The sequence below is a fragment of the Amycolatopsis sp. NPDC114505 genome (assembly GCF_055633615.1).
The window spans coordinates 570,715-588,581 of the sequence record NZ_JBVKDV010000005.1; the positions used below are offsets into that span (position 1 = coordinate 570,715).

The 17,867-nt window shown below is 71.3% G+C and carries 18 protein-coding genes; 14 read left to right on the forward strand and 4 right to left on the reverse strand.

Annotated features, from left to right (window positions below; translation table 11 throughout):
* Positions 1 to 77: 77 nt before the first annotated feature.
* Positions 78 to 926: a FliA/WhiG family RNA polymerase sigma factor gene (locus ACZ7OU_RS45585; protein WP_470244930.1), complete on the forward strand. Its 849-nt coding sequence runs from the start codon at positions 78 to 80 to the stop codon at positions 924 to 926.
* Here ACZ7OU_RS45585 and ACZ7OU_RS45590 read toward each other — a convergent pair whose 3' ends face one another.
* Positions 927 to 1,460: a M23 family metallopeptidase gene (locus tag ACZ7OU_RS45590; protein WP_470260172.1), complete on the reverse strand. Its 534-nt coding sequence runs from the start codon at positions 1,458 to 1,460 to the stop codon at positions 927 to 929.
* Between the two features lie 612 nt (positions 1,461 to 2,072).
* Here ACZ7OU_RS45590 and rpsB point away from each other — a divergent pair.
* The 6 genes from rpsB to ACZ7OU_RS45620 all read left to right on the forward strand — a co-directional run bounded on the left by rpsB (position 2,073) and on the right by ACZ7OU_RS45620 (position 8,017).
* Positions 2,073 to 2,957, forward strand: a complete 885-nt coding sequence (gene rpsB, locus ACZ7OU_RS45595) for a 30S ribosomal protein S2 (protein WP_470244929.1) — start codon at positions 2,073 to 2,075, stop codon at positions 2,955 to 2,957.
* 93 nt (positions 2,958 to 3,050) lie between these two features.
* On the forward strand, positions 3,051 to 3,866 hold the full coding sequence (tsf, locus tag ACZ7OU_RS45600) for a translation elongation factor Ts (RefSeq protein WP_470244928.1): 816 nt from the start codon (positions 3,051 to 3,053) through the stop codon (positions 3,864 to 3,866).
* A 118-nt stretch (positions 3,867 to 3,984) separates the two neighbouring features.
* The gene (gene pyrH, locus ACZ7OU_RS45605) at positions 3,985 to 4,728 is read left to right on the forward strand and encodes a UMP kinase (protein ID WP_003065595.1); all 744 of its coding nucleotides are present in this window, start codon (positions 3,985 to 3,987) and stop codon (positions 4,726 to 4,728) included.
* Between the two features lie 48 nt (positions 4,729 to 4,776).
* Complete coding sequence (gene frr / locus ACZ7OU_RS45610) at positions 4,777 to 5,334, forward strand: ribosome recycling factor (protein ID WP_020644474.1); 558 nt, start codon at positions 4,777 to 4,779, stop codon at positions 5,332 to 5,334.
* A 392-nt stretch (positions 5,335 to 5,726) separates the two neighbouring features.
* The gene (locus ACZ7OU_RS45615; RefSeq protein WP_470260173.1) at positions 5,727 to 6,617 is read left to right on the forward strand and encodes a phosphatidate cytidylyltransferase; all 891 of its coding nucleotides are present in this window, start codon (positions 5,727 to 5,729) and stop codon (positions 6,615 to 6,617) included.
* An 80-nt stretch (positions 6,618 to 6,697) separates the two neighbouring features.
* Positions 6,698 to 8,017, forward strand: a complete 1,320-nt coding sequence (locus tag ACZ7OU_RS45620; RefSeq protein ID WP_470260038.1) for an MFS transporter — start codon at positions 6,698 to 6,700, stop codon at positions 8,015 to 8,017.
* Here ACZ7OU_RS45620 and ACZ7OU_RS45625 read toward each other — a convergent pair.
* Positions 8,005 to 8,850, reverse strand: coding sequence for a VOC family protein (locus ACZ7OU_RS45625; RefSeq protein WP_470244926.1), 846 nt, complete (start codon positions 8,848 to 8,850; stop codon positions 8,005 to 8,007). The genes ACZ7OU_RS45620 and ACZ7OU_RS45625 overlap by 13 nt on opposite strands.
* 111 nt (positions 8,851 to 8,961) lie before the next feature.
* Between ACZ7OU_RS45625 and ACZ7OU_RS45630 the strand changes: the two genes are divergently transcribed.
* A complete protein-coding gene (locus tag ACZ7OU_RS45630; protein WP_470260039.1) occupies positions 8,962 to 9,774 on the forward strand; it encodes a class I SAM-dependent methyltransferase in 813 nt (270 codons plus the stop codon).
* Here ACZ7OU_RS45630 and ACZ7OU_RS45635 read toward each other — a convergent pair.
* The gene (locus ACZ7OU_RS45635) at positions 9,711 to 10,352 is read right to left on the reverse strand and encodes a PadR family transcriptional regulator (RefSeq protein WP_470244924.1); all 642 of its coding nucleotides are present in this window, start codon (positions 10,350 to 10,352) and stop codon (positions 9,711 to 9,713) included. The genes ACZ7OU_RS45630 and ACZ7OU_RS45635 overlap by 64 nt on opposite strands.
* 159 nt (positions 10,353 to 10,511) lie before the next feature.
* On the opposite strand from ACZ7OU_RS45635, the gene ACZ7OU_RS45640 reads away from it, so the two are divergent.
* The 6 genes from ACZ7OU_RS45640 (at position 10,512) to ACZ7OU_RS45665 (ending at position 17,276) form a co-directional block, all read left to right on the forward strand.
* Positions 10,512 to 11,519 carry a FecCD family ABC transporter permease gene (locus ACZ7OU_RS45640; protein WP_470260040.1) on the forward strand — a complete coding sequence of 336 codons (1,008 nt, stop codon included), beginning with the start codon at positions 10,512 to 10,514 and terminating at the stop codon, positions 11,517 to 11,519.
* Positions 11,516 to 12,541, forward strand: coding sequence for a FecCD family ABC transporter permease (locus ACZ7OU_RS45645; RefSeq protein WP_470260041.1), 1,026 nt, complete (start codon positions 11,516 to 11,518; stop codon positions 12,539 to 12,541). The genes ACZ7OU_RS45640 and ACZ7OU_RS45645 overlap by 4 nt, the downstream gene beginning before the upstream one ends.
* Positions 12,542 to 12,551: 10 nt before the next feature.
* Entirely contained in the window at positions 12,552 to 13,370 is an 819-nt protein-coding gene (locus ACZ7OU_RS45650) for an ABC transporter ATP-binding protein (RefSeq protein WP_470260042.1), read from the forward strand.
* Entirely contained in the window at positions 13,360 to 14,367 is a 1,008-nt protein-coding gene (locus ACZ7OU_RS45655) for an ABC transporter substrate-binding protein (RefSeq protein ID WP_470260043.1), read from the forward strand. The genes ACZ7OU_RS45650 and ACZ7OU_RS45655 overlap by 11 nt, the downstream gene beginning before the upstream one ends.
* 12 nt (positions 14,368 to 14,379) lie before the next feature.
* Positions 14,380 to 14,865 carry an Lrp/AsnC family transcriptional regulator gene (locus tag ACZ7OU_RS45660; protein ID WP_470260044.1) on the forward strand — a complete coding sequence of 162 codons (486 nt, stop codon included), beginning with the start codon at positions 14,380 to 14,382 and terminating at the stop codon, positions 14,863 to 14,865.
* Between the two features lie 107 nt (positions 14,866 to 14,972).
* Positions 14,973 to 17,276, forward strand: a complete 2,304-nt coding sequence (locus tag ACZ7OU_RS45665; protein WP_470260045.1) for a transketolase-like TK C-terminal-containing protein — start codon at positions 14,973 to 14,975, stop codon at positions 17,274 to 17,276.
* Here the strand turns inward: ACZ7OU_RS45665 and ACZ7OU_RS45670 are convergent.
* Positions 17,269 to 17,862: a hypothetical protein gene (locus ACZ7OU_RS45670; RefSeq protein WP_470244917.1), complete on the reverse strand. Its 594-nt coding sequence runs from the start codon at positions 17,860 to 17,862 to the stop codon at positions 17,269 to 17,271. The two genes, ACZ7OU_RS45665 and ACZ7OU_RS45670, sit on opposite strands and share 8 nt — an antisense overlap.
* Positions 17,863 to 17,867 lie beyond the last annotated feature (5 nt).

Below are 17,867 nucleotides of genomic sequence, written 5' to 3' on the forward strand. Positions count from 1 at the left end.
CAGCGGGCCCGGCGGCGCACGCGCATACGCACGAGCACGGAGACGACACTGAGCCGCATGCCGAGAACGACTGTGCAATGACCGCAGGACCGCACGTGACCGAAGCCGCCGGAGTGACCACTCACGGTGACTCCGGCGTGCCCGCGGAGTCACGGGCCGGCTACGACGTCGACGCCGGGATCGCGGCGCTGTGGCGGCAGTTCGCCGACAGCCCCGACCAGGCGTCGCGCGATCGGCTCGTGCTGCACTACGCCCCGCTGGTCAAGTACGTCGCGGGCCGGGTCGGCACCGGCTTGCCGACCCACGTCGACGTCGGTGACCTCGTGCAGTCCGGCATCTTCGGGCTCGTCGACGCGATCGAGAAGTTCGACCCCGAACGCGGCCTGCGCTTCGAGACGTACGCGATGCAGCGCATCCGCGGCGCGATCCTCGACGACCTCCGTTCGCAGGACTGGGTGCCGCGCGCCGTCCGCAGCAAGGCCAAGGAGGCCGAGCGCGCGATGGAGCGTCTCGGCGCCCGCCTGAACCGCACCCCGACCGACGCGGAGCTCGCCGCCGAGCTCGGCATCGGTCTCGACGACCTGCGTGACTTCTACGGCCAGCTGCAGCTCACCAGCGTCGTCGCGCTGGAGGACCTGGTGGCCGCGGGCAAGGACAGCGGCTCGCTGGTCGACACGATTCCCGACGACGACGCGGTCGACCCGGTCGCGGTGCTCGTCGACCAGGACAACCGCCGCCAGCTCGCCCAGGCCATCGGACAGCTCAACGAGCGCGACAAGATCGTGGTCAGCCTCTACTACTTCGAGAGCCTGACCCTCGCCGAGATCGGCAAGGTCCTCGGCGTGACCGAGTCGCGGGTGAGCCAGCTGCACACGCGGGCGGTCATGCGGCTGCGCGCCAAGCTGGTCGAGCAGACCGGCTCCTGATCACGGACCCCCTCCCCACGGCTTGAGCCGGAACTCGCCCACCTCTCCGATCAGAGCGAGGGGATCGACGTACTCGTCGCCCCGCCGGACCCCCCAGTGCAGGCAGGCGGCGATCGCGCAGCCCGGGTGCCCGGCGAGGACGGACCCGAGCACCTGCCCCCGGTAGACCTGATCCCCGACGGCGACCCTTGGCTCGACGGGCTCGTAGGTGGTCCGCAGACCGCCGTCATGGTCGACGGAGATCACGGGCCGCCCGGCGACGAGCCCGGCGAAGACGACGACACCGGCGTCGGCGGCCAGCACCTCCTGACCGAGCACGGCGGCCAGGTCGACACCGCGATGGCCGGCGCCGTAGGGCGTTTCCGGGGCGTCGAAGTACTTGGTGACCACCGGAACGGGTGACAACGGCCAGGACAACCGCGCCTGCTTCACCCGGTCGACTGACGCCGCTGGCCCGGCCCCGTCCTGCTCCGCCGGTCCCGGAGGCGGCGGCGATGGCTGCAGCGGAGATGGCAGCGGCGGCGGAGGTGGCAGCGATGCCTGTGGGTGAGCGAGGTCGGCCGCCCGGGCAGCAGGTATCCCCAGCCGCGGCGATGCCGCCATCGCCGGTCGGGCACCGTCGGCCGTGCCCGATCCGGTCGTCAGCGCAGCCGCCTCCCGTGCCGAAGCCAGCGTGCCGAACGTCGCTGCTAAAGCCACCGTGACCAGGGCGAACGCACCCCAAAGGCCACTCGTCACCCGCCGTCGGAAATCCTTGATCGACTCCATGGCTCCAGCCTGCGGCACCGAATTCCCGCGCGGGGAGCCGAAGGCGAATCTGTGGATAACCGGACCCGATGTGGACAACTGCGCTCGTCCGCGGCCGCCGGTGGGGGAGGGGCTGGTGGCAGGGGGTAGAATCTTTTCCGCGGTCCACGTGAGTGGGCTGACTTCGCGTGCACGTGCGCGTTCCCCCGGCTTTTTCGCACCACCAGCCGGGCGAGACGCACGGTGTCCGGCGGTCCCCGGGGTTCCTCACTCCTGGGTCCGGACACCGCCACGGGCACCAGGGCGAGCGGCCACCCGGCCGCGAGCGACAAAACCGAGTAGCGCGTGAGCGGCGAACCACCGCGAGCGCGCACGACACAGAAGAGGTTGATTCCGGCAATGGCCGTCGTCACCATGAAGCAGCTGCTCGACAGCGGCGTGCACTTCGGGCACCAGACCCGTCGGTGGAACCCGAAGATGAAGCGCTACATCTTCACCGAGCGCAATGGCATCTACATCATCGACCTGCAGCAGACGCTGACCTACATCGACCGCGCGTTCGAGTTCATCAAGGAAACCGTCGCGCACGGTGGCACGATCATGTTCGTCGGCACCAAGAAGCAGGCTCAGGAAGCCATCGCGGCCGAAGCCTCGCGCGTGGGCATGCCCTACGTGAACCAGCGCTGGCTCGGCGGCATGCTGACCAACTTCCAGACGGTGCACAAGCGTCTCCTCCGCCTGAAGGAGCTCGAGTCGCGCGAGCAGACCGGCGGCTTCGAGGGTCTCACCAAGCGCGAGATCCTGACGCTGACCCGCGAGAAGGACAAGCTCGAGAAGACCCTCGGCGGTATCCGCGACATGGCCAAGGTGCCGAGCATCGTGTGGATCGTCGACACGAAGAAGGAGCACATCGCCGTCGGCGAGGCTCGCAAGCTGAACATCCCGGTCGTCGCGATCCTGGACACCAACTGCGACCCGGACGAGGTCGACTACCCGATCCCGGGCAACGACGACGCCATCCGGTCGGCCGCGCTGCTGACCAAGGTCGTCGCCGAGGCCGCGGCCGCCGGTCTCATGCAGCGCTCCAGCCGCAACGGCGCTTCGGCCGACACCAAGCCGGAGCCGGGTGTCGCCACCGACGAGCCGCTGGCCGAGTGGGAGAAGGAGCTGCTCGCCGGCTCCGAGACCGCCGCCGCCGACGCGACCGAGGCCGCCGCGGCCGTCGACGCCCCGGTCGAGACGCCGGCCGAGGCCCCCGCCGAGCAGGCGACCGCCTCCTCCTGATGTACCGCCGTCCGTGCGGCCGGCCTCGCGCCGGCCGCACGGGCGTAGCACCCCCACGGATTTCACGTACCTGAAAAGGACGGATTTAGCAGAATGGCGAACTACACCGCCGCTGACGTTAAGCGCCTGCGCGAGCTGACCGGCTCCGGGTTCATGGACTGCAAGAAGGCGCTGGAAGAGAACGAAGGCGACTTCGACAAGGCCGTCGAGTTCCTGCGGATCAAGGGCGCCAAGGACGTCGGCAAGCGCGCCGAGCGTGCCACCGCCGAGGGCCTCGTCGCCGGCGACGGCGGCGTCCTGATCGAGCTCGACTCCGAGACCGACTTCGTCGCGAAGAACGCCGAGTTCCAGGCGCTCGCCGCGAAGGTCGTCGAGGTCGCGAAGACCCTCAAGACCAGCGACGTCGAGGCCCTCAAGGGCGCCGAGCTGGACGGCAAGACGGTCAACGAGGTCGTGCAGGAGCTGTCCGCCCGCATCGGCGAGAAGCTCGAGCTGCGCCGCGTCGTGTCGTTCGAGGGCCAGACCACGAACTACCTGCACCGCCGCGGCTCGGACCTGCCGCCGGCCGTCGGCGTGCTCATCGAGTTCACCGGTGACGACACCGAGGCCGCCCGCGCCGCCGCCATGCAGGTCGCCGCGCTGCGCGCGAAGTACCTGACCCGCGACGAGGTGCCCGCCGAGATCGTCGAGAACGAGCGCTCCATCGCGGAGAAGACCGCTCGTGAAGAGGGCAAGCCGGAGCAGGCCCTCACGAAGATCATCGAGGGCAAGGTCAACGCGTACTACAAGGACAACGTGCTGCTCGAGCAGCCGTCGGTCAAGGACAACAAGAAGACCGTCAAGGCCCTGCTCGACGCGGCGGGCGTGACGATCACGAAGTTCGCACGCTTCGAGGTCGGCCAGGCCTGAGGCCAGGTCCGGGTATAGGTTTCACCCCCAGTGCCCCGTCTCCGTCCATCGGGGACGGGGCACTGTCGGGTCCAGAAGAAGAATTGTCGATGGTCGATCGGCCTAGGAGGCGACATAGATGGGTGACCGGGTCGAAGGTGGCTACCGGCGGGTGCTGCTGAAGCTGGGCGGCGAAATGTTCGGCGGCGGTTCGATCGGTGTCGATCCGGATGTCGTCCACTCCGTCGCGCAGCAGATCGCCGACGTCGCCCGCACCGGCGTCCAGGTCGCGGTCGTGATCGGCGGCGGCAACTACTTCCGCGGCGCCGAGCTCTCGCAGCGCGGCATGGACCGCGACCGCGCCGACTACATGGCGATGCTGGGCACCGTGATGAACTGCCTGGCGCTGCAGGACTTCCTCGAGAAGGAAGGTCTGCCCACCCGCGTGCAGACCGCCATCACGATGGGCCAGGTCGCCGAGCCCTACATCCCGCGCCGCGCCGAGCGGCACCTGGAGAAGGGGCGCGTCGTGATCTTCGGCGCCGGGGTCGGCATGCCGTACTTCTCCACCGACACCGCGGCGGCGCAGCGGGCGCTCGAGCTGGGCTGCGAAGCCGTGCTGATGGCCAAGGCCGTCGACGGCGTCTACACCGCGGACCCGAAGGCCGACCCGACCGCCGAGATGTTCCGCGAGATCACCCACCGCGAGGTGCTGGAGCGGGACCTCAAGGTCGCCGACGCGACGGCGTTCAGCCTCTGCATGGACAACAACATGCCGATCATCGTGTTCAACCTGCTCACCGAGGGGAACATCGCCCGCGCGGTCAGTGGTGAAAGAATCGGCACGTTGGTCAGCACCCCCGCCGACGGGGTGCCGGCCTAGACCTGCTGGGATCAGCAAGCGCCACCCATCACAACAACGGGAGTAGCCGTGATCGACGAGACCCTCCTCGACGCCGAGGAGAAGATGGAAAAAGCGGTGTCCGTCGCGAAGGATGACCTGACGTCGGTGCGCACCGGCCGGGCCACCCCGTCGATGTTCTCGCGCATCGTGGTCGAGTACTACGGCGCGCCGACCCCGCTGAACCAGCTGGCCAGCGTCAACGTGCCCGAGGCGCGGATGGCGCTGATCAAGCCCTACGACCAGACGCAGCTGGTCGCCATCGAGAAGGCGATCCGCGAGTCCGACCTCGGGGTCAACCCGAGCAACGACGGAAACGTGATCCGGATCGTCATCCCGCAGCTCACCGAGGAGCGGCGCAAGGAGATGGTGAAGGTCGCCAAGAGCAAGGGCGAGGACGCCCGGGTGACCATCCGCAGCATCCGCCGCAAGGCCAAGGAAGAGCTCGACCGCATCGGCAAGGACGGCGAAGCGGGCGAGGACGAGGTCGTGCGCGCGGAGAAGGAACTGCAGAACCTCACCGACACCTACTCGCACAAGGTCGACGAGCTGGTCAAGCACAAGGAAGCCGAGCTGCTCGAGGTCTGATGGCACAGGTGAGCGAGGAACGCGAGGACCGGGTGGGAGCCACCGGAGAAGAACCGGCGGCCGCTCCCGGGACGCCGGGGCCGGCCGACGCCGGCATCCCGGCCGCGCCGGGGACCCCGCAGAACGGGGTTGCCGCGGAGACGACGCCGACCTCGGGATCCGGCACACCGGCGGCGCGGGCGACTTCGGGATCGGGCATCGCGGCGGAGACGCCGGGTGTGCCGGTGACCTCGGGACCCGGCTCGGGATCGGGCATCGCGGCGGAGACGTCGGGCGCGCCGGTGACCTCGGGATCCGGCTCGGTATCCGGCATCGCGGCGGAGACGCCGGGCGCGCCGGAGTCTCCCGGCTTCGGCGACTCCGAGGTGCCGGGTACCGGCGAAGCGGATCGGTTGTCGGCCGCCGGGACCGCCGCGGCGGCCGAAGCACCGGCTGAGGCGGCGACTCCGGCACCCGAGGCAAAAAAGGGCTCCAAGGCCGGGCGGAACCTGCCCGCGGCCATCGGCGTGGGGCTCCTGCTCGGGGCCGCGATCATCGTCTCCCTGCTCACCGTGCGCTTCCTCTTCATCGGGATCATCGCCGTCGCGATCGCGGTCGGCACCTTCGAGTTCGCCGGGGTGCTGCGCCGGGTCGCCGACACCCGGGTCGCGATGATCCCGGTGCTCGTCGGTGGGCAAGCGATGATCTGGCTGGCCTGGCCGTTCGGCCGGGAAGGCGCGCTCACCGCGTTCGTCCTCACCGTGCTCGCCTGCCTTCTCTGGCGCCTGCCCGGCGGTGCCAAGGGCTACCTGCGTGACATCAGCGCGTCGGTGTTCGCCGCCGCCTACCTGCCGCTCTTCGGTGCCTTCGCGGCGATGCTCGTGCCGCCGTCGGACGGTGTCGGGCGCGTTCTCACCTTCCTGATCGGCGTCGTCGCTTCGGACACCGGTGGCTACATCGCCGGTGTGCTCGGCGGCAAGCACCCGATGGCGCCCACCATCAGCCCGAAGAAGACCTGGGAAGGCTTCGCGGGTTCGGTCGTCGGTGGCGTCGTCGCCGGGGCGCTGACCCTCAGCCTGCTGCTGGACGGCCACGTCTGGCAGGGCGTGATCTTCGGCGTCGCGATCGTGCTGACCGCGACGCTGGGCGACCTCGTCGAGTCGCTGATCAAGCGCGACCTCGGCGTCAAGGACATGGGCACGCTGCTGCCCGGCCACGGCGGGATCATGGACCGCCTCGACTCGCTGCTGCCCTCGGCCGTGGTGTCCTGGCTGCTGCTTTCGGCCTTCGTGCCCCTCGGCTGAGCTGCGGTGGGAGCTTCCGCCTACCAGTCGTAGGCGATGGTTCGTGGACGGCCGAAGCTTCGGTGGGTTTGACTCGGCCCATGCTCACCGAAACCCGCGCCCGGCTCGCGCTCGCCGCCGTCTGCCTGGGCTTCGTGATGATCACGCTCGACGCGACCATCGTGAACCTCGCCCTGCCCGCGATCGGCGCCGACTTCGGCGAACCGTCGACGGCCGCGCTGCAGTGGGTCGTCGACGCCTACACCGTCACGCTCGCCGCGTTTCTGCTCACCTGGGGCGCCGCCGGCGACCGGTGGGGCTCGCGACGCGTCTTCGAGGTCGGCGTCGCCGTCTTCGTCCTCGCGTCAGTGGCCTGCGCACTCGCCGGTGACACGACCTGGCTGATCGCCGCGCGGGCCGTCCAGGGCGCCGGTGCCGCCGCACTGCTGCCTTCGTCCCTCGCGTTGATCGTCCACCAGTTCCCGGACGCGCGGGAGCGGGCGCGCGCCCTCGGCGTGTGGGGTGGCATGAGCGGGGTCGGGCTCGCCGCCGGGCCGATGCTCGGCGGGCTCGCGGTCGGTCTCGCCGACTGGCGGCTCGTCTTCGCGGTCAACGTCCCGGTCGGCGTCGTCGCGATCGTCCTGACGCGGCGCGCGGTCGCGGAACCGCCCCGGCACGAGACGACCCGCCTCGATCTCGCCGGCCAGCTGACCGGCACGGCGTCGCTCGCGGGGCTCGTCGCCGGGTTCATCGAGTCCGGGCACGCCGGCTGGCTCGCGCCCGGGACCCTCGGGCTGCTCGCCGGGGGAGTGGTGGCCGGCGCGGTGTTCGTGGCGGTCGAGAAGCGCGTCGCGGAACCCGTGCTCCCGCTCGGGATCCTGAAGATCCGGAACTTCGCGGTGGCGACCGGGATCGGCGGCCTGTTCAACTTCTGCCTCTACGGCACGCTCTTCTGCCTCGCGTTGTACCTGCAGCGCGTGTGGTCGCTCGGCGCGCTCGCCGCCGGGCTCGCCCTGGTGCCGCTGACGGTGGTGGTCGGGCTCAACGCGTTCGTCAGCGGCCGGCTGACCGGGCGGTCCGGCCCGCGCGTCCCGATGGTCGCGGGCGCGGTGGCGGGTCTCGCCGGTTCGGTGGGCTTCGCGCTGCTGCCCCAAGACCGCGCGCTGGTGCCGTTCGTCGTCGTCTCGGTCGTGTTCGGGTGCTGCTCGCTGGCCATGCCCGCGATGACGTCGCTGGCGATGAACTCCTTGCCGGGCAAGGCGGGGCTGGCCGCGGGCGTGCTCAACGCGTCGCGCCAGACCGGGGGAGCGATCGGGGTCGCGCTCGTCGGCGCGCTGCTGCCCGCCACCGGGATGTGGCTGGTCGCGGGCGGGTACGCGCTCGTCGCGGGACTCGCGCTGGCCGAACGTCAGTCGTCGTAGGGGTCGTCGACCTCGGCGCGGCCCCAGTCCTCGGAGACGCGCGAGTGGTCGATCACCGCGAAGACGGCGCCTTCCGGGTCGGCGAGGATCGACATCCGGCCGAACGGCGTGTCGTAGGGCTGGATCACGACGGTGCCGCCGTTCATCAGCGCTTCGCCGGCGACGGCGTCGACGCCGCGGGCCGGGTCGATGTCGAAGTAGACGAGCCAGTGCGGCGGGGTGTCGAGGCTGTACTCCGAGCCCATCACGTACCGGTACAGCACGGGCTCGTGCTCGATGAGCCATTCGACGTAGTCCAGCGACTCGCCGTCGCCGATCTGGTGGCTCCCGTAGGTGAAGAGCTTGGTGTAGAAGTGATCCGCCGCGACGCCGTCGTGGGTGTTGAGGTCCGCGCCGCTGAAGGTGTTGGGGATCCCGGTGACGAACTCCCAGTCCGGCGGCACCTCCCAGAACACCACCGGCGCGCCGCACGCGTCGTAGGCGTGCAGGATCGTGCCGCGCTGCGGGATCGGCATCGGGCCGAGCGTCAGCCGCCCGCCGAGGTGCTCGACCCATTCGGCCGCGCTCGCGGTGTGCGGCACGGACAGGTGCGGCATCCAGCCCAGCGGCGCGCCTTGGGCGGCGCGGTAGAGGCCGCCGACCGGAACGGTGTTGAGCGTCGCCATGGCGTACCGGCCGTCGGACGTCGCCGGGTCGCGCTGAGTGGTGTACGTCCAGCCGAAGAGAGCACCGTAGAATCTCTCCGCCACGGCCTGCTCGCGGCAGGCCAGCTCGATCCAGCACGGAAGTCCGGCCGGGACCGGGGACGACGTGATGGACGGGTCGATCGCCATGGGTGCTCCTCCCGAGACCCACCGAATTCTAGGCGTGATCCGTGTGGTTTCCGCCAAGAATTCGGCGCGTGAAGATCACTGGCGGCGAAGTAGGCCCCGGAAGGAGCAGCGGTGCGGTGGTCGTCCCGGCGCGCGGAGGTCGTGCCGAGTCCGAACATCTGGTATTACCAGGCCGATTACGAGCTGGAGAACCGGGCGCAGGACAGCGGCGGCGAGATCTGGCGCGTGCTGCGTGAAGAGGGCGACTGGGCCGGGCGGGACGTGCTGGACGTCGGTTGCGGGGACGGGTTCCACCTGCCGCGCTTCGCCCGCGACGCGCGTTCGGTGCTCGGGGTGGAGCCGCACGAGCCGCTCGTGCGAAGCGCGTTGAAGCGGGTCGAGGGACTGTCGAACGTGGACGTCCGCATGGGCCGGGCCCAGCGGCTGCCGGTCCGCAGCGCGAGCGTCGACGTCGTCCACGCGCGCACGGCGTACTTCTTCGGACCCGGTTGCGAGCCGGGGCTGGCGGAGGCCGAGCGGGTGCTGCGGCCGGGCGGGGTGCTGCTGATCGTCGACCTCGACGTGACCAGTGAGCCCTACGGCTCCTGGATGCGCGCCGACCTACCGCACTACGACCCGGGTGCCGTCGAACGGTTCTTCGCCCGGGCCGGCTTCGGCTGCCGCCGGGTCACCACCGAGTGGCGGTTCGAAACGGCGGGGGACCTCGAAGCGGTGCTGAAGATCGAGTTCAGCAAGCGCGTCGCCGAACAGGCGATCGCGGAGTCGGTGCAGCGTAATGGGAATCGCGCGCACGACCTGACGCTGCCGGTGGGCTACCGCGTCCACGCGCGGGTCAAGCCCACCGGCCTCGTCCTGCCAGGTCACTCGGCTGCTTCTTCGGTCGAAGCCGAGGACTCGTCCTCGTCCTCACCGAGGATGCCGTAGAGCGAGCGCCGGGCGTCGTTGAGGACCTCGGCCGCGCGGGCCTGCTGGCTCTCGGTGCCCGCGCGCATGATCTGCACGACGGCGGCCGCCAGGTTCTTGCCGGCCTTGGCCAGCCCGACCTCGGACGGGTCGACGTCCTGCGCGATCTGCTCCCACGGCGGGGTGCTGTCCTGCTCTTCCGCGGCGGTGCGGCCGGCGTCGGTCAGCTCGAAGAGCTTCTTGCCGTGCTCGTCCTTGCTGATGACCAGGCCTTCGTCGGCCAGCAGCTGCAGCGTCGGGTAGACCGAGCCGGGGCTGGGCCGCCAGAAGCCGCCGGAGCGCTCGCCGATCTCGCGGATGATCTCGTAGCCGTGCCGGGGCTGCTCGGCGAGCAGTGCCAGGATCGCGGCGCGGACGTCACCGCGGCGGCTGCGCCGTCCGCCGTGACCTCGCCGGCCCGGTCCGTGGCCTCGGCCGCCGCGACCGCGTCCACCAGGGCCGAAGCCCGGGGGGAAGTCGCCGAAGCCACCGAAGGGTGCACGCCCACGTTCCTGGGCGAAGGGGTGTTCCGAACTGAAGGGGTGTCGTTGCCTACGCATGTCATGTTCCTTTCTCGAACTGTTGCGACTGCTTCACGATATATCGGAAACAGTCGGATGGCAACCTCGTCCCGGTGATGCCGCTCACGGAGCTTGAGCCTTCAAGTGCTGAGGCTTAGATTAGGCAAGCCTAACACCTGTTAGCAAAGGTAACGACCAGTGCGCACCCGATCGCTCCCGCTGACGGCGGGGCTGCTGGTCCTCGCCGCGGCCGTCGTCGCCGCCGTGCTGCTCAGCGTCGCGGTCGGCACCCGCGGTCTGAGCCCGGGCACCGTGCTGGACGCGCTCTTCCACTTCGACCCGGGCAACGCCGACCACCTCGTCGTCCGCGAGCTCCGGCTCCCGCGCACGCTCGCCGGGGTGCTCGCCGGTGTCGCGCTGGGCCTGTCCGGCGCCGTCATCCAGGGCGCGACGCGCAACCCGCTGGCCGACCCGGGACTGCTCGGCGTCAACGCGGGCGCGGCCCTGTTCGTCGTCCTCGGCATCGGCACGTTCGGCATCGCGAGCGTCGGCGGTTACGTCTGGTTCGGCTTCGCCGGCGCCGCGGCCGCCGGGGCCGTCGTCTACGGCATCGGCTCGCTCGGCCGGGCCGGGGCGACGCCGGTGAAGCTCGCGCTGGCCGGGGCCGCGGTCTCCGCCGCGCTGGCGTCGGTGACCAGTGGGCTGCTGCTGACCGACGCGACGACGTTCGACCAGTACCGGTTCTGGCAGGTCGGCTCGCTGGCCGGCCGCAACGCGGCGACGATCGCCCAGGCCGTGCCGTTCGTCGTGGCGGGCGTGGTGCTCGCGCTGGTCGCCGCGCGGATGCTCAACGCGCTCGCCCTCGGCGAAGACGTCGCCCGCTCGCTCGGCCAGAACGTGACGGCCGCGCGGCTGGTGTGCGCGCTGGCCGTCGTCGTCCTGTGCGGGTCGGCGACGGCGATCGCCGGGCCGATCGCGTTCGTCGGGCTGACCGTGCCGCACGTCGCGCGGCTGGTCACCGGGCCCGACCACCGCTGGCTGCTGCCGTACTCGGCACTCATCGCCCCGCTGCTCCTGCTGGTGTCCGACGTCGTCGGCCGCGTCGTCGCGCGCCCGGCCGAGGTGCAGGTCGGGATCATCACGGCACTGGTCGGCGCGCCCGTGTTCGTGTTCCTCGTGCGCCGCCGCAAGGTCGTGACGGTGTGACCGCGCTCGAGACGATCGTCGCCGCGCGCCGCCGGGGAGCCGCCCGGGCCCGCGCGGTGTCCCTGCTGTCGCTGCTCGCGATCGTGGTCGTCTTCGCGGTTTCGCTGGCGGTCGGGGACTTCCCGGTGCCCCTCGGTGAGCTGCCGGGGCTGCTCTTCGGCGACGCGACCGGTCGGGCCGCCTACGTCGTCACGGAACTGCGCCTGCCGAGGGCGGTCACCGGCCTGCTCGTCGGTCTCGCCTTCGGGACGGCGGGGGCGCTCTTCCAGCGCCTGCTGCGCAACCCGCTGGCCAGCCCGGACGTCATCGGCGTGACGCAGGGCGCGAGCGCGGCGGCCGTCGTCGCGATCGTCCTCTTCGGCGCCGCCGGCCCGGTGGTGTCCGCCGCGGCCCTGGGCGGCGCCCTGCTCACCGGCGCCGCGATCTACCTGCTGTCCCGCCGCGGCGGCGTGCACGGCTACCGGCTGGTGCTCGTCGGCGTCGGGATCGGCGCGATGCTCACCAGCGTCGTCTCGTACCTGATGACCTGGGCCGACGTCACGCTCGCGCAGCAGGCCCTGGTCTGGCTCACCGGCAACCTCAACGCCCGGACCTGGGACCACGCCGGCCCGCTCGCCGCCGCGCTCGTCGTGCTCCTGCCCGCCGCGCTGCTGCTCGGCCGCACGCTGACCGGCCTGCAGCTGGGTGACGACACCGCGGCCGGGCTCGGCCTGCGCGTCGAACGCAGCCGGCTGGCGCTGCTGGTGGTCGCGGTGGCGCTCGCCGCGTTCGCGACGGCGGCGGCCGGCCCGATCTCGTTCGTCGCCTTCGTGGCCAACCCGATCGCGACGCGGCTCGTCGGCGGCGCCCGCGCGGGACTGCTGCCCGCGGCGCTGATCGGCGCGCTCGTGGTGCTGCTGGGCGACTTCGCGGCCCAGCACCTGCTCGGCGAGCAGCTGCCGGTCGGCGTCGTCACCGGCGCCGTGGGCGCGCCCTACCTGCTGTGGCTGCTCGCGACCGCCAACCGGGCCGGGCGAGTGTGAGAGGAACGCCGTGACACTGCACACCGAGAACCTCGACCTCGGCTACGGGCCGCTGCGCGTGGTCAAGGACCTGTCCGTGCGGATCCCACCCGGCCAGGTCACCATGATCGTCGGGACCAACGCCTGCGGGAAGTCGACGCTCCTGCGCGGGCTCGCGCGGCTGCTCACGCCGACCGCGGGCGCGGTCTACCTCGACGGCAAGGGCATCACGACGTTGCGCAGCAAGGACGTCGCGACCGTGCTCGGCCTGCTGCCGCAGTCTCCGACGGCGCCCGAGGGCATCACCGTCGCGGACCTCGTCGGCCGCGGCCGCTACCCGCACCAGGGGATGTTCCGCCGCTGGAGCGACGAAGACGACGACGCCGTCGCGAAGGCGATGCTCGCGACCGACACGGTCGAGCTGGCGGCGCGGCCGGTCGACGAGCTGTCCGGCGGGCAGCGCCAGCGCGTCTGGATCGCCATGGCGCTGGCGCAGCGGACGCCGTTGCTGCTGCTCGACGAGCCCACGACGTTCCTCGACATCGCCCACCAGGTCGAGGTCCTCGACCTGCTCGCCGAGCTGAACGCCGAGGACGGCCGCACGATCGTCATCGTCCTGCACGACCTCAACCTGGCCGCCCGCTACGGCGACCACCTGATCGCGATGAAGGACGGCCGGATCGCTGCCGAGGGCGCGCCCGCCGACATCCTCACCGCCGACCTCGTCGCCGACGTCTTCGGCATGCCCTGCCAGGTCATCCAGGACCCGGTCTCCGCCACGCCCCTGGTCGTCCCGATCGGCCGGCGGCGGGCCGCCCCCCAGGAAGAAGGAACCCCCGATGCGTCCTAAGTGGACAAAGCTGGTCGCGGTGCTCGCGGCCGGCACGCTCCTCGCCGCGTGCGGCCAGCCGGACAGGCAGAGCACCTCCGGCGTCGGCGACCAGGACGTCGCCACCGGCGGCAAGCTGTTCTCCACCGCCGACTCCGAGACCGCGAAGCTCGGCGCGGACGTCGGCCCCGGTGTCTTCCCGCGGACCGTCACCCACGCGCTGGGCAAGACGAAGCTGGACAAGAAGCCGTCGCGGGTCGTCGTGCTCGACAGCGGTGAGCTGGACGACGTCCTCGCGCTCGGCATCACCCCGGTCGGCATGGCCACCAACGCCGGGCAGAACGACGTGCCCGCCTACCTCGCCGACCGTGCCAAGGGCATCCCGACGATCGGCGGGATCAGCGACCTCAACCTCGAGGCGATCGCGGCGCTGAACCCGGACCTGATCCTCGGCAGCAAGCTGCGCGCGAACGACCTGTACCCGCAGCTGTCGAAGATCGCGCCGACGGTGTTCAGCATCCGCCCCGGGTTCCCGTGGAAGGAGAACCTGCTCCTGATCGGCGCTTCGCTGGGCGCCGAGACGCAGGCGATCGGGCTGCTGAACGACTACCAGAAGCGGGCGAACGAGGTGAAGGCCGCGGTCAAGGGCGAGCCGAAGATCTCGCTGCTGCGCTTCCACTCCACCGGCATCCGGCTCTACGGCAACCTGTCGTTCATCGGTGTCATCCTCAAGGACACCGGCCTCGGCCGGCCCGCGAACCAGAACATCGACGAGCTCGCCGCGCAGATCTCCAAGGAGCGCATCGACGAGGCCGACGGCGACTGGATCTTCTACTCCAGCCTCGGCGCCGGCCCGAGCGCGGACGAGAAGGCCGTCACGAGCAGCGGGCTGTGGGCCGGTCTGGGCGCGGTCAAGGCCAAGCACGCGATCGCGGTCGACGACTCGGTGTGGTTCCTCGGCCTCGGCCCGATCGGGGCGATGAAGGTCCTCGACGACCTCAAGAAGTACTTGGGCTGAGAAGATCGGGCTGTGCCCGACACCATCGACGAGATCGACGCGCGGCTGCTCCAGGCGCTGGGGGAGGACCCCCGGTCCACGGCCGTCGCGCTGGCCGAGCGGCTGGGCCTGTCCCGCAACACGGTGCAGGCCCGGCTCGCGCGGCTGGAGCAGCGCGGCGTCCTCGGGTCGTTCGAACGCCGCATCGACCCGGCGCGGCTGGGCTACCCGCTGCGGGCGTTCGTCAACGCGCAGGTCGACCAGCGGCGCCTCGCCGAGATCGCCGACGCGCTCGCGGTCGTCCCCGAGGTCACCGAGGTGTGCGGGCTGACCGGGGCGAGCGACCTGATGGTGCAGGTGGTGGCCGTCGACGCCGACGACCTCTACCGCATCGCCGGGCGGATCCTGGCCTCGCCGGGGGTGGAGCGGACGAACATCTCGCTCGTCATGCGCGAGCTCGTCCCGTACCGGCTCACGCCCCTGCTGAAGCGCGTGCATTCTGCCCAGCCGGAGACCTGACGCCACGGTGCGCCGTGGGCATTCTGCTCAGTCCCGACGCCATCGGTTGTGCGAAGCGTCCACCAGTGCTGTCCTGGTGTGCGCTTCCTGCACGAAAGGTGTCGACGATGACTCAGGCCACCCCGACGGCTCGGGCGACGGGCACGCTCGCCTCCATAGAGCAGCGGGTGCTGTGGCTCGCCACCGCGATCGTGCACCAGGCCAACCGGGTGCGGCCCAACCCGTCCGGGCTGAAGGTCGGGGGGCACCAGGCATCGTGCGCGTCGCTCGTCTCGATCATGACGTCGCTGTGGTTCCGGCACCTGCGTCCCGAGGACCGCGTCTCGGTGAAGCCGCACGCGGCGCCGGTGCTCCACGCGATCAACTACCTGCTCGGCGAGCTCGACGAGGACTACCTGCCGACGCTGCGCGAGTTCGGCGGCCTGCAGAGCTACCCGAGCCGTGCCAAGGACCCCGACCCCGTCGACTACTCGACCGGCTCGGTCGGCATCGGTGCGACGGCCCCGATCTGGGGCGCGCTGGCCCGCCGCTACCTGACCACCCGGGGCTCTTCCGCGGGCACCGGACGGCAGTACTCCCTCGTCGGTGACGCCGAGCTGGACGAAGGTGCGATCTGGGAGGCGATCCTCGACCCGGGTGTCGCCGACCTCGGCGAGATCGTCTGGATCGTCGACCTCAACCGCCAGTCGCTCGACCGCGTCGTGCCGAACATCGCGGCGGGACGCCTGCAGGGCATGTTCGACGCGGCAGGCTGGCAGGTCCTGACGCTGAAGTACGGGCGGCTGCTGGAGGAGCTGTTCACCCGGCCCGGCGGCACCGAGCTGCGCGCGCGGATCGACGCGATGCCGAACCCCGAGTACCAGCGGCTGCTGCGCTGCGACGCCGCCCAGGTGCGCGACCGCCTGCCCGCGGGCGACGCCGCGCTGGCCGGCCTGGTGGCGACGCTGGACGACGAGACGCTGCTGGCCGCGATCCGCAACCTCGGCGGCCACGACCTCGGCTCGCTCGACGAGGTCTTCGCGTCCATTTCGGACAGTCGCCCGACGGTGATCTTCGCCTACACGGTCAAGGGCCGCGGCCTCCCCACCCAGGGGCACCCGCAGAACCACTCGTCGCTGCTGACCGTCGCGCAGATGGAGGAGCTGGCGACGTCTCTCGGGACTGACCTCGCTGCGCCGTGGCAGGGCTTCGCGCCGGAGTCGTCCGAAGCCGCGTTGTGCGCTGAAGTCGCTTCGCGCCTTCGCCGTCCGGACGTCCCTTCGGCGCCTTCGCTGGAACTGCCGGTCGACATCGGGCGGACGCCGTCCGGGACCGCGACGACGCAGGCCGCGCTGGGTCGCGTCCTGCTCGACCTGACGCGCGAAGCGCCCGAAGCGGCGAAGCGCGTCGTGACGGTCAGCCCCGACGTCAGCTCCACGACCAACCTCGGCGGCTGGGTCAACAAGGTCGGCGTCTGGTCGGCGACCGAGCGCCGCGACTGGTTCGACGACGACCCCGAAACGATCATGCACTGGCGCGAGAAGCCGACCGGCCAGCACGTCGAGCTGGGCATCGCCGAGACGAACCTGGTCGGCCTGCTCGGCGAGCTGGGCGCGACCTGGAGCCGCTGGGGTGAGCCGCTGCTGCCCATCGGCGTCATGTACGACCCGTTCGTCGAGCGCGCGCTGGAGCCGTGGTCGTTCGGCATCTACGCGGGCGGGCAGTCGATCCTGATCGGCACGCCGTCCGGCGTCACGCTCGCCCCGGAGGGCGGCGCGCACCAGTCGATCACCACGCCGTCCATCGGCATCGAGCAGCCCGGCTGCGTCAGCTACGAACCCGCGTTCGCGATCGACACGGAGTGGACCCTGCTGGCGGCGCTCGGCCGGCTCGGCAAGCCGGGCGGCACGTCGTCGTACTTCCGGCTTTCGACGCGGCCGGTCGACCAGACCCTGGCCGACGTGCCGACGGACCCGGCGGCGCGCGAACGCCGCCGCCGTCAGGTCGTCGCGGGCGCGTACCTGCTGCGGCGGGCCGCTTCGCCGTCGGTGACCTTGGTGGCGATGGGCGCGCTGGTGCCGGACACCCTGGCCGCGGCCGAGCGGCTGGCCCAGGTGGGCGTCGAGGCCGACGTCGTGTGCGTGACCAGCCCGGGCCTGCTGTTCGAGGCTCAGCAGGCGCGCTCGGGCCGGGGCAGCGGCGACTCGTGGATCCTCGACCAGGCGTTCCCGGCTTCGCGGGCGAAGCCGCTGGTCACCGTCCTCGACGGCCACCCGCACACGCTGGCGTTCCTGGCCGGGATCAACCGGGTGCCGTCGGTCGCGCTGGGCGTCACGGGCTTCGGGCAGTCCGGGTCGCTGGAGGACGTGTACCGCCACCACGGCATCGACACGGACGCGATCATCCGGGCCGCGCTGGACGTCGTCAGCTGAAGGTCGCCGCCGCGAGCATCGTGTCCATCTTGGTGTCCCAGTCGGCCGAGGCCCCGTACTCGACCACGAGGATCTTGCTCGTCGGCAGCCACCACATCCGGACCTTGTTGTTCTGGGTCGCGTCCTGGCAGGTGACCTGCCACTCGCCGTACTCGGCCGTCTTCGGGCCGATCGGCTTGAACCCGGAGTCGAGGAGGTCGCTGCCGGTCGCGACGGCGGCGTCCCCGGGCGGCGAGGCGGCGGTGATGCACGTCGGGACGTCCGTGCCCGTGTACCAGCCGAAGGGCCGCTTCGCGCTGGGCAGGTTGATGGGCGCGTTGGGGTCCGAAGTGGCCTCGCGCAGGTCCAGCAACCGCGCCTGGCAGACGGCGCCGCCTTCGGAGACGCAGCCGTCGAGCAGGCCGTCCTGGCTCTTGTCCGTGTACTTCGTCCCGACCGGGAGGGCGACGTGCATGGTCGCGACCACGACCTGCGGCCCGGCGACCTTGGTCACGGTCGGCACGGGCTGCGCCTGACCGCCGGTGGTGGAGCTGCACGCGGCGGTGCCCAGCACCACCGCGACGGCCAGGATGAAACGGCTCCGCACGGGTT

Bases quoted from the DNA above. Each gene is read 5' to 3' on its own strand.
- ACZ7OU_RS45585 (WP_470244930.1), top strand. From the start codon at position 78: ATGACCGCAGGACCGCACGTGACCGAAGCCGCCGGAGTGACCACTCAC.
- rpsB (WP_470244929.1), top strand. From the start codon at position 2,073: ATGGCCGTCGTCACCATGAAGCAGCTGCTCGACAGCGGCGTGCACTTC.
- tsf (WP_470244928.1), top strand. From the start codon at position 3,051: ATGGCGAACTACACCGCCGCTGACGTTAAGCGCCTGCGCGAGCTGACC.
- pyrH (WP_003065595.1), top strand. From the start codon at position 3,985: ATGGGTGACCGGGTCGAAGGTGGCTACCGGCGGGTGCTGCTGAAGCTG.
- ACZ7OU_RS45620 (WP_470260038.1), top strand. From the start codon at position 6,698: ATGCTCACCGAAACCCGCGCCCGGCTCGCGCTCGCCGCCGTCTGCCTG.
- ACZ7OU_RS45625 (WP_470244926.1), bottom strand. From the start codon at position 8,850: ATGGCGATCGACCCGTCCATCACGTCGTCCCCGGTCCCGGCCGGACTT.
- ACZ7OU_RS45635 (WP_470244924.1), bottom strand. From the start codon at position 10,352: ATGCGTAGGCAACGACACCCCTTCAGTTCGGAACACCCCTTCGCCCAG.
- ACZ7OU_RS45655 (WP_470260043.1), top strand. From the start codon at position 13,360: ATGCGTCCTAAGTGGACAAAGCTGGTCGCGGTGCTCGCGGCCGGCACG.
- ACZ7OU_RS45665 (WP_470260045.1), top strand. From the start codon at position 14,973: ATGACTCAGGCCACCCCGACGGCTCGGGCGACGGGCACGCTCGCCTCC.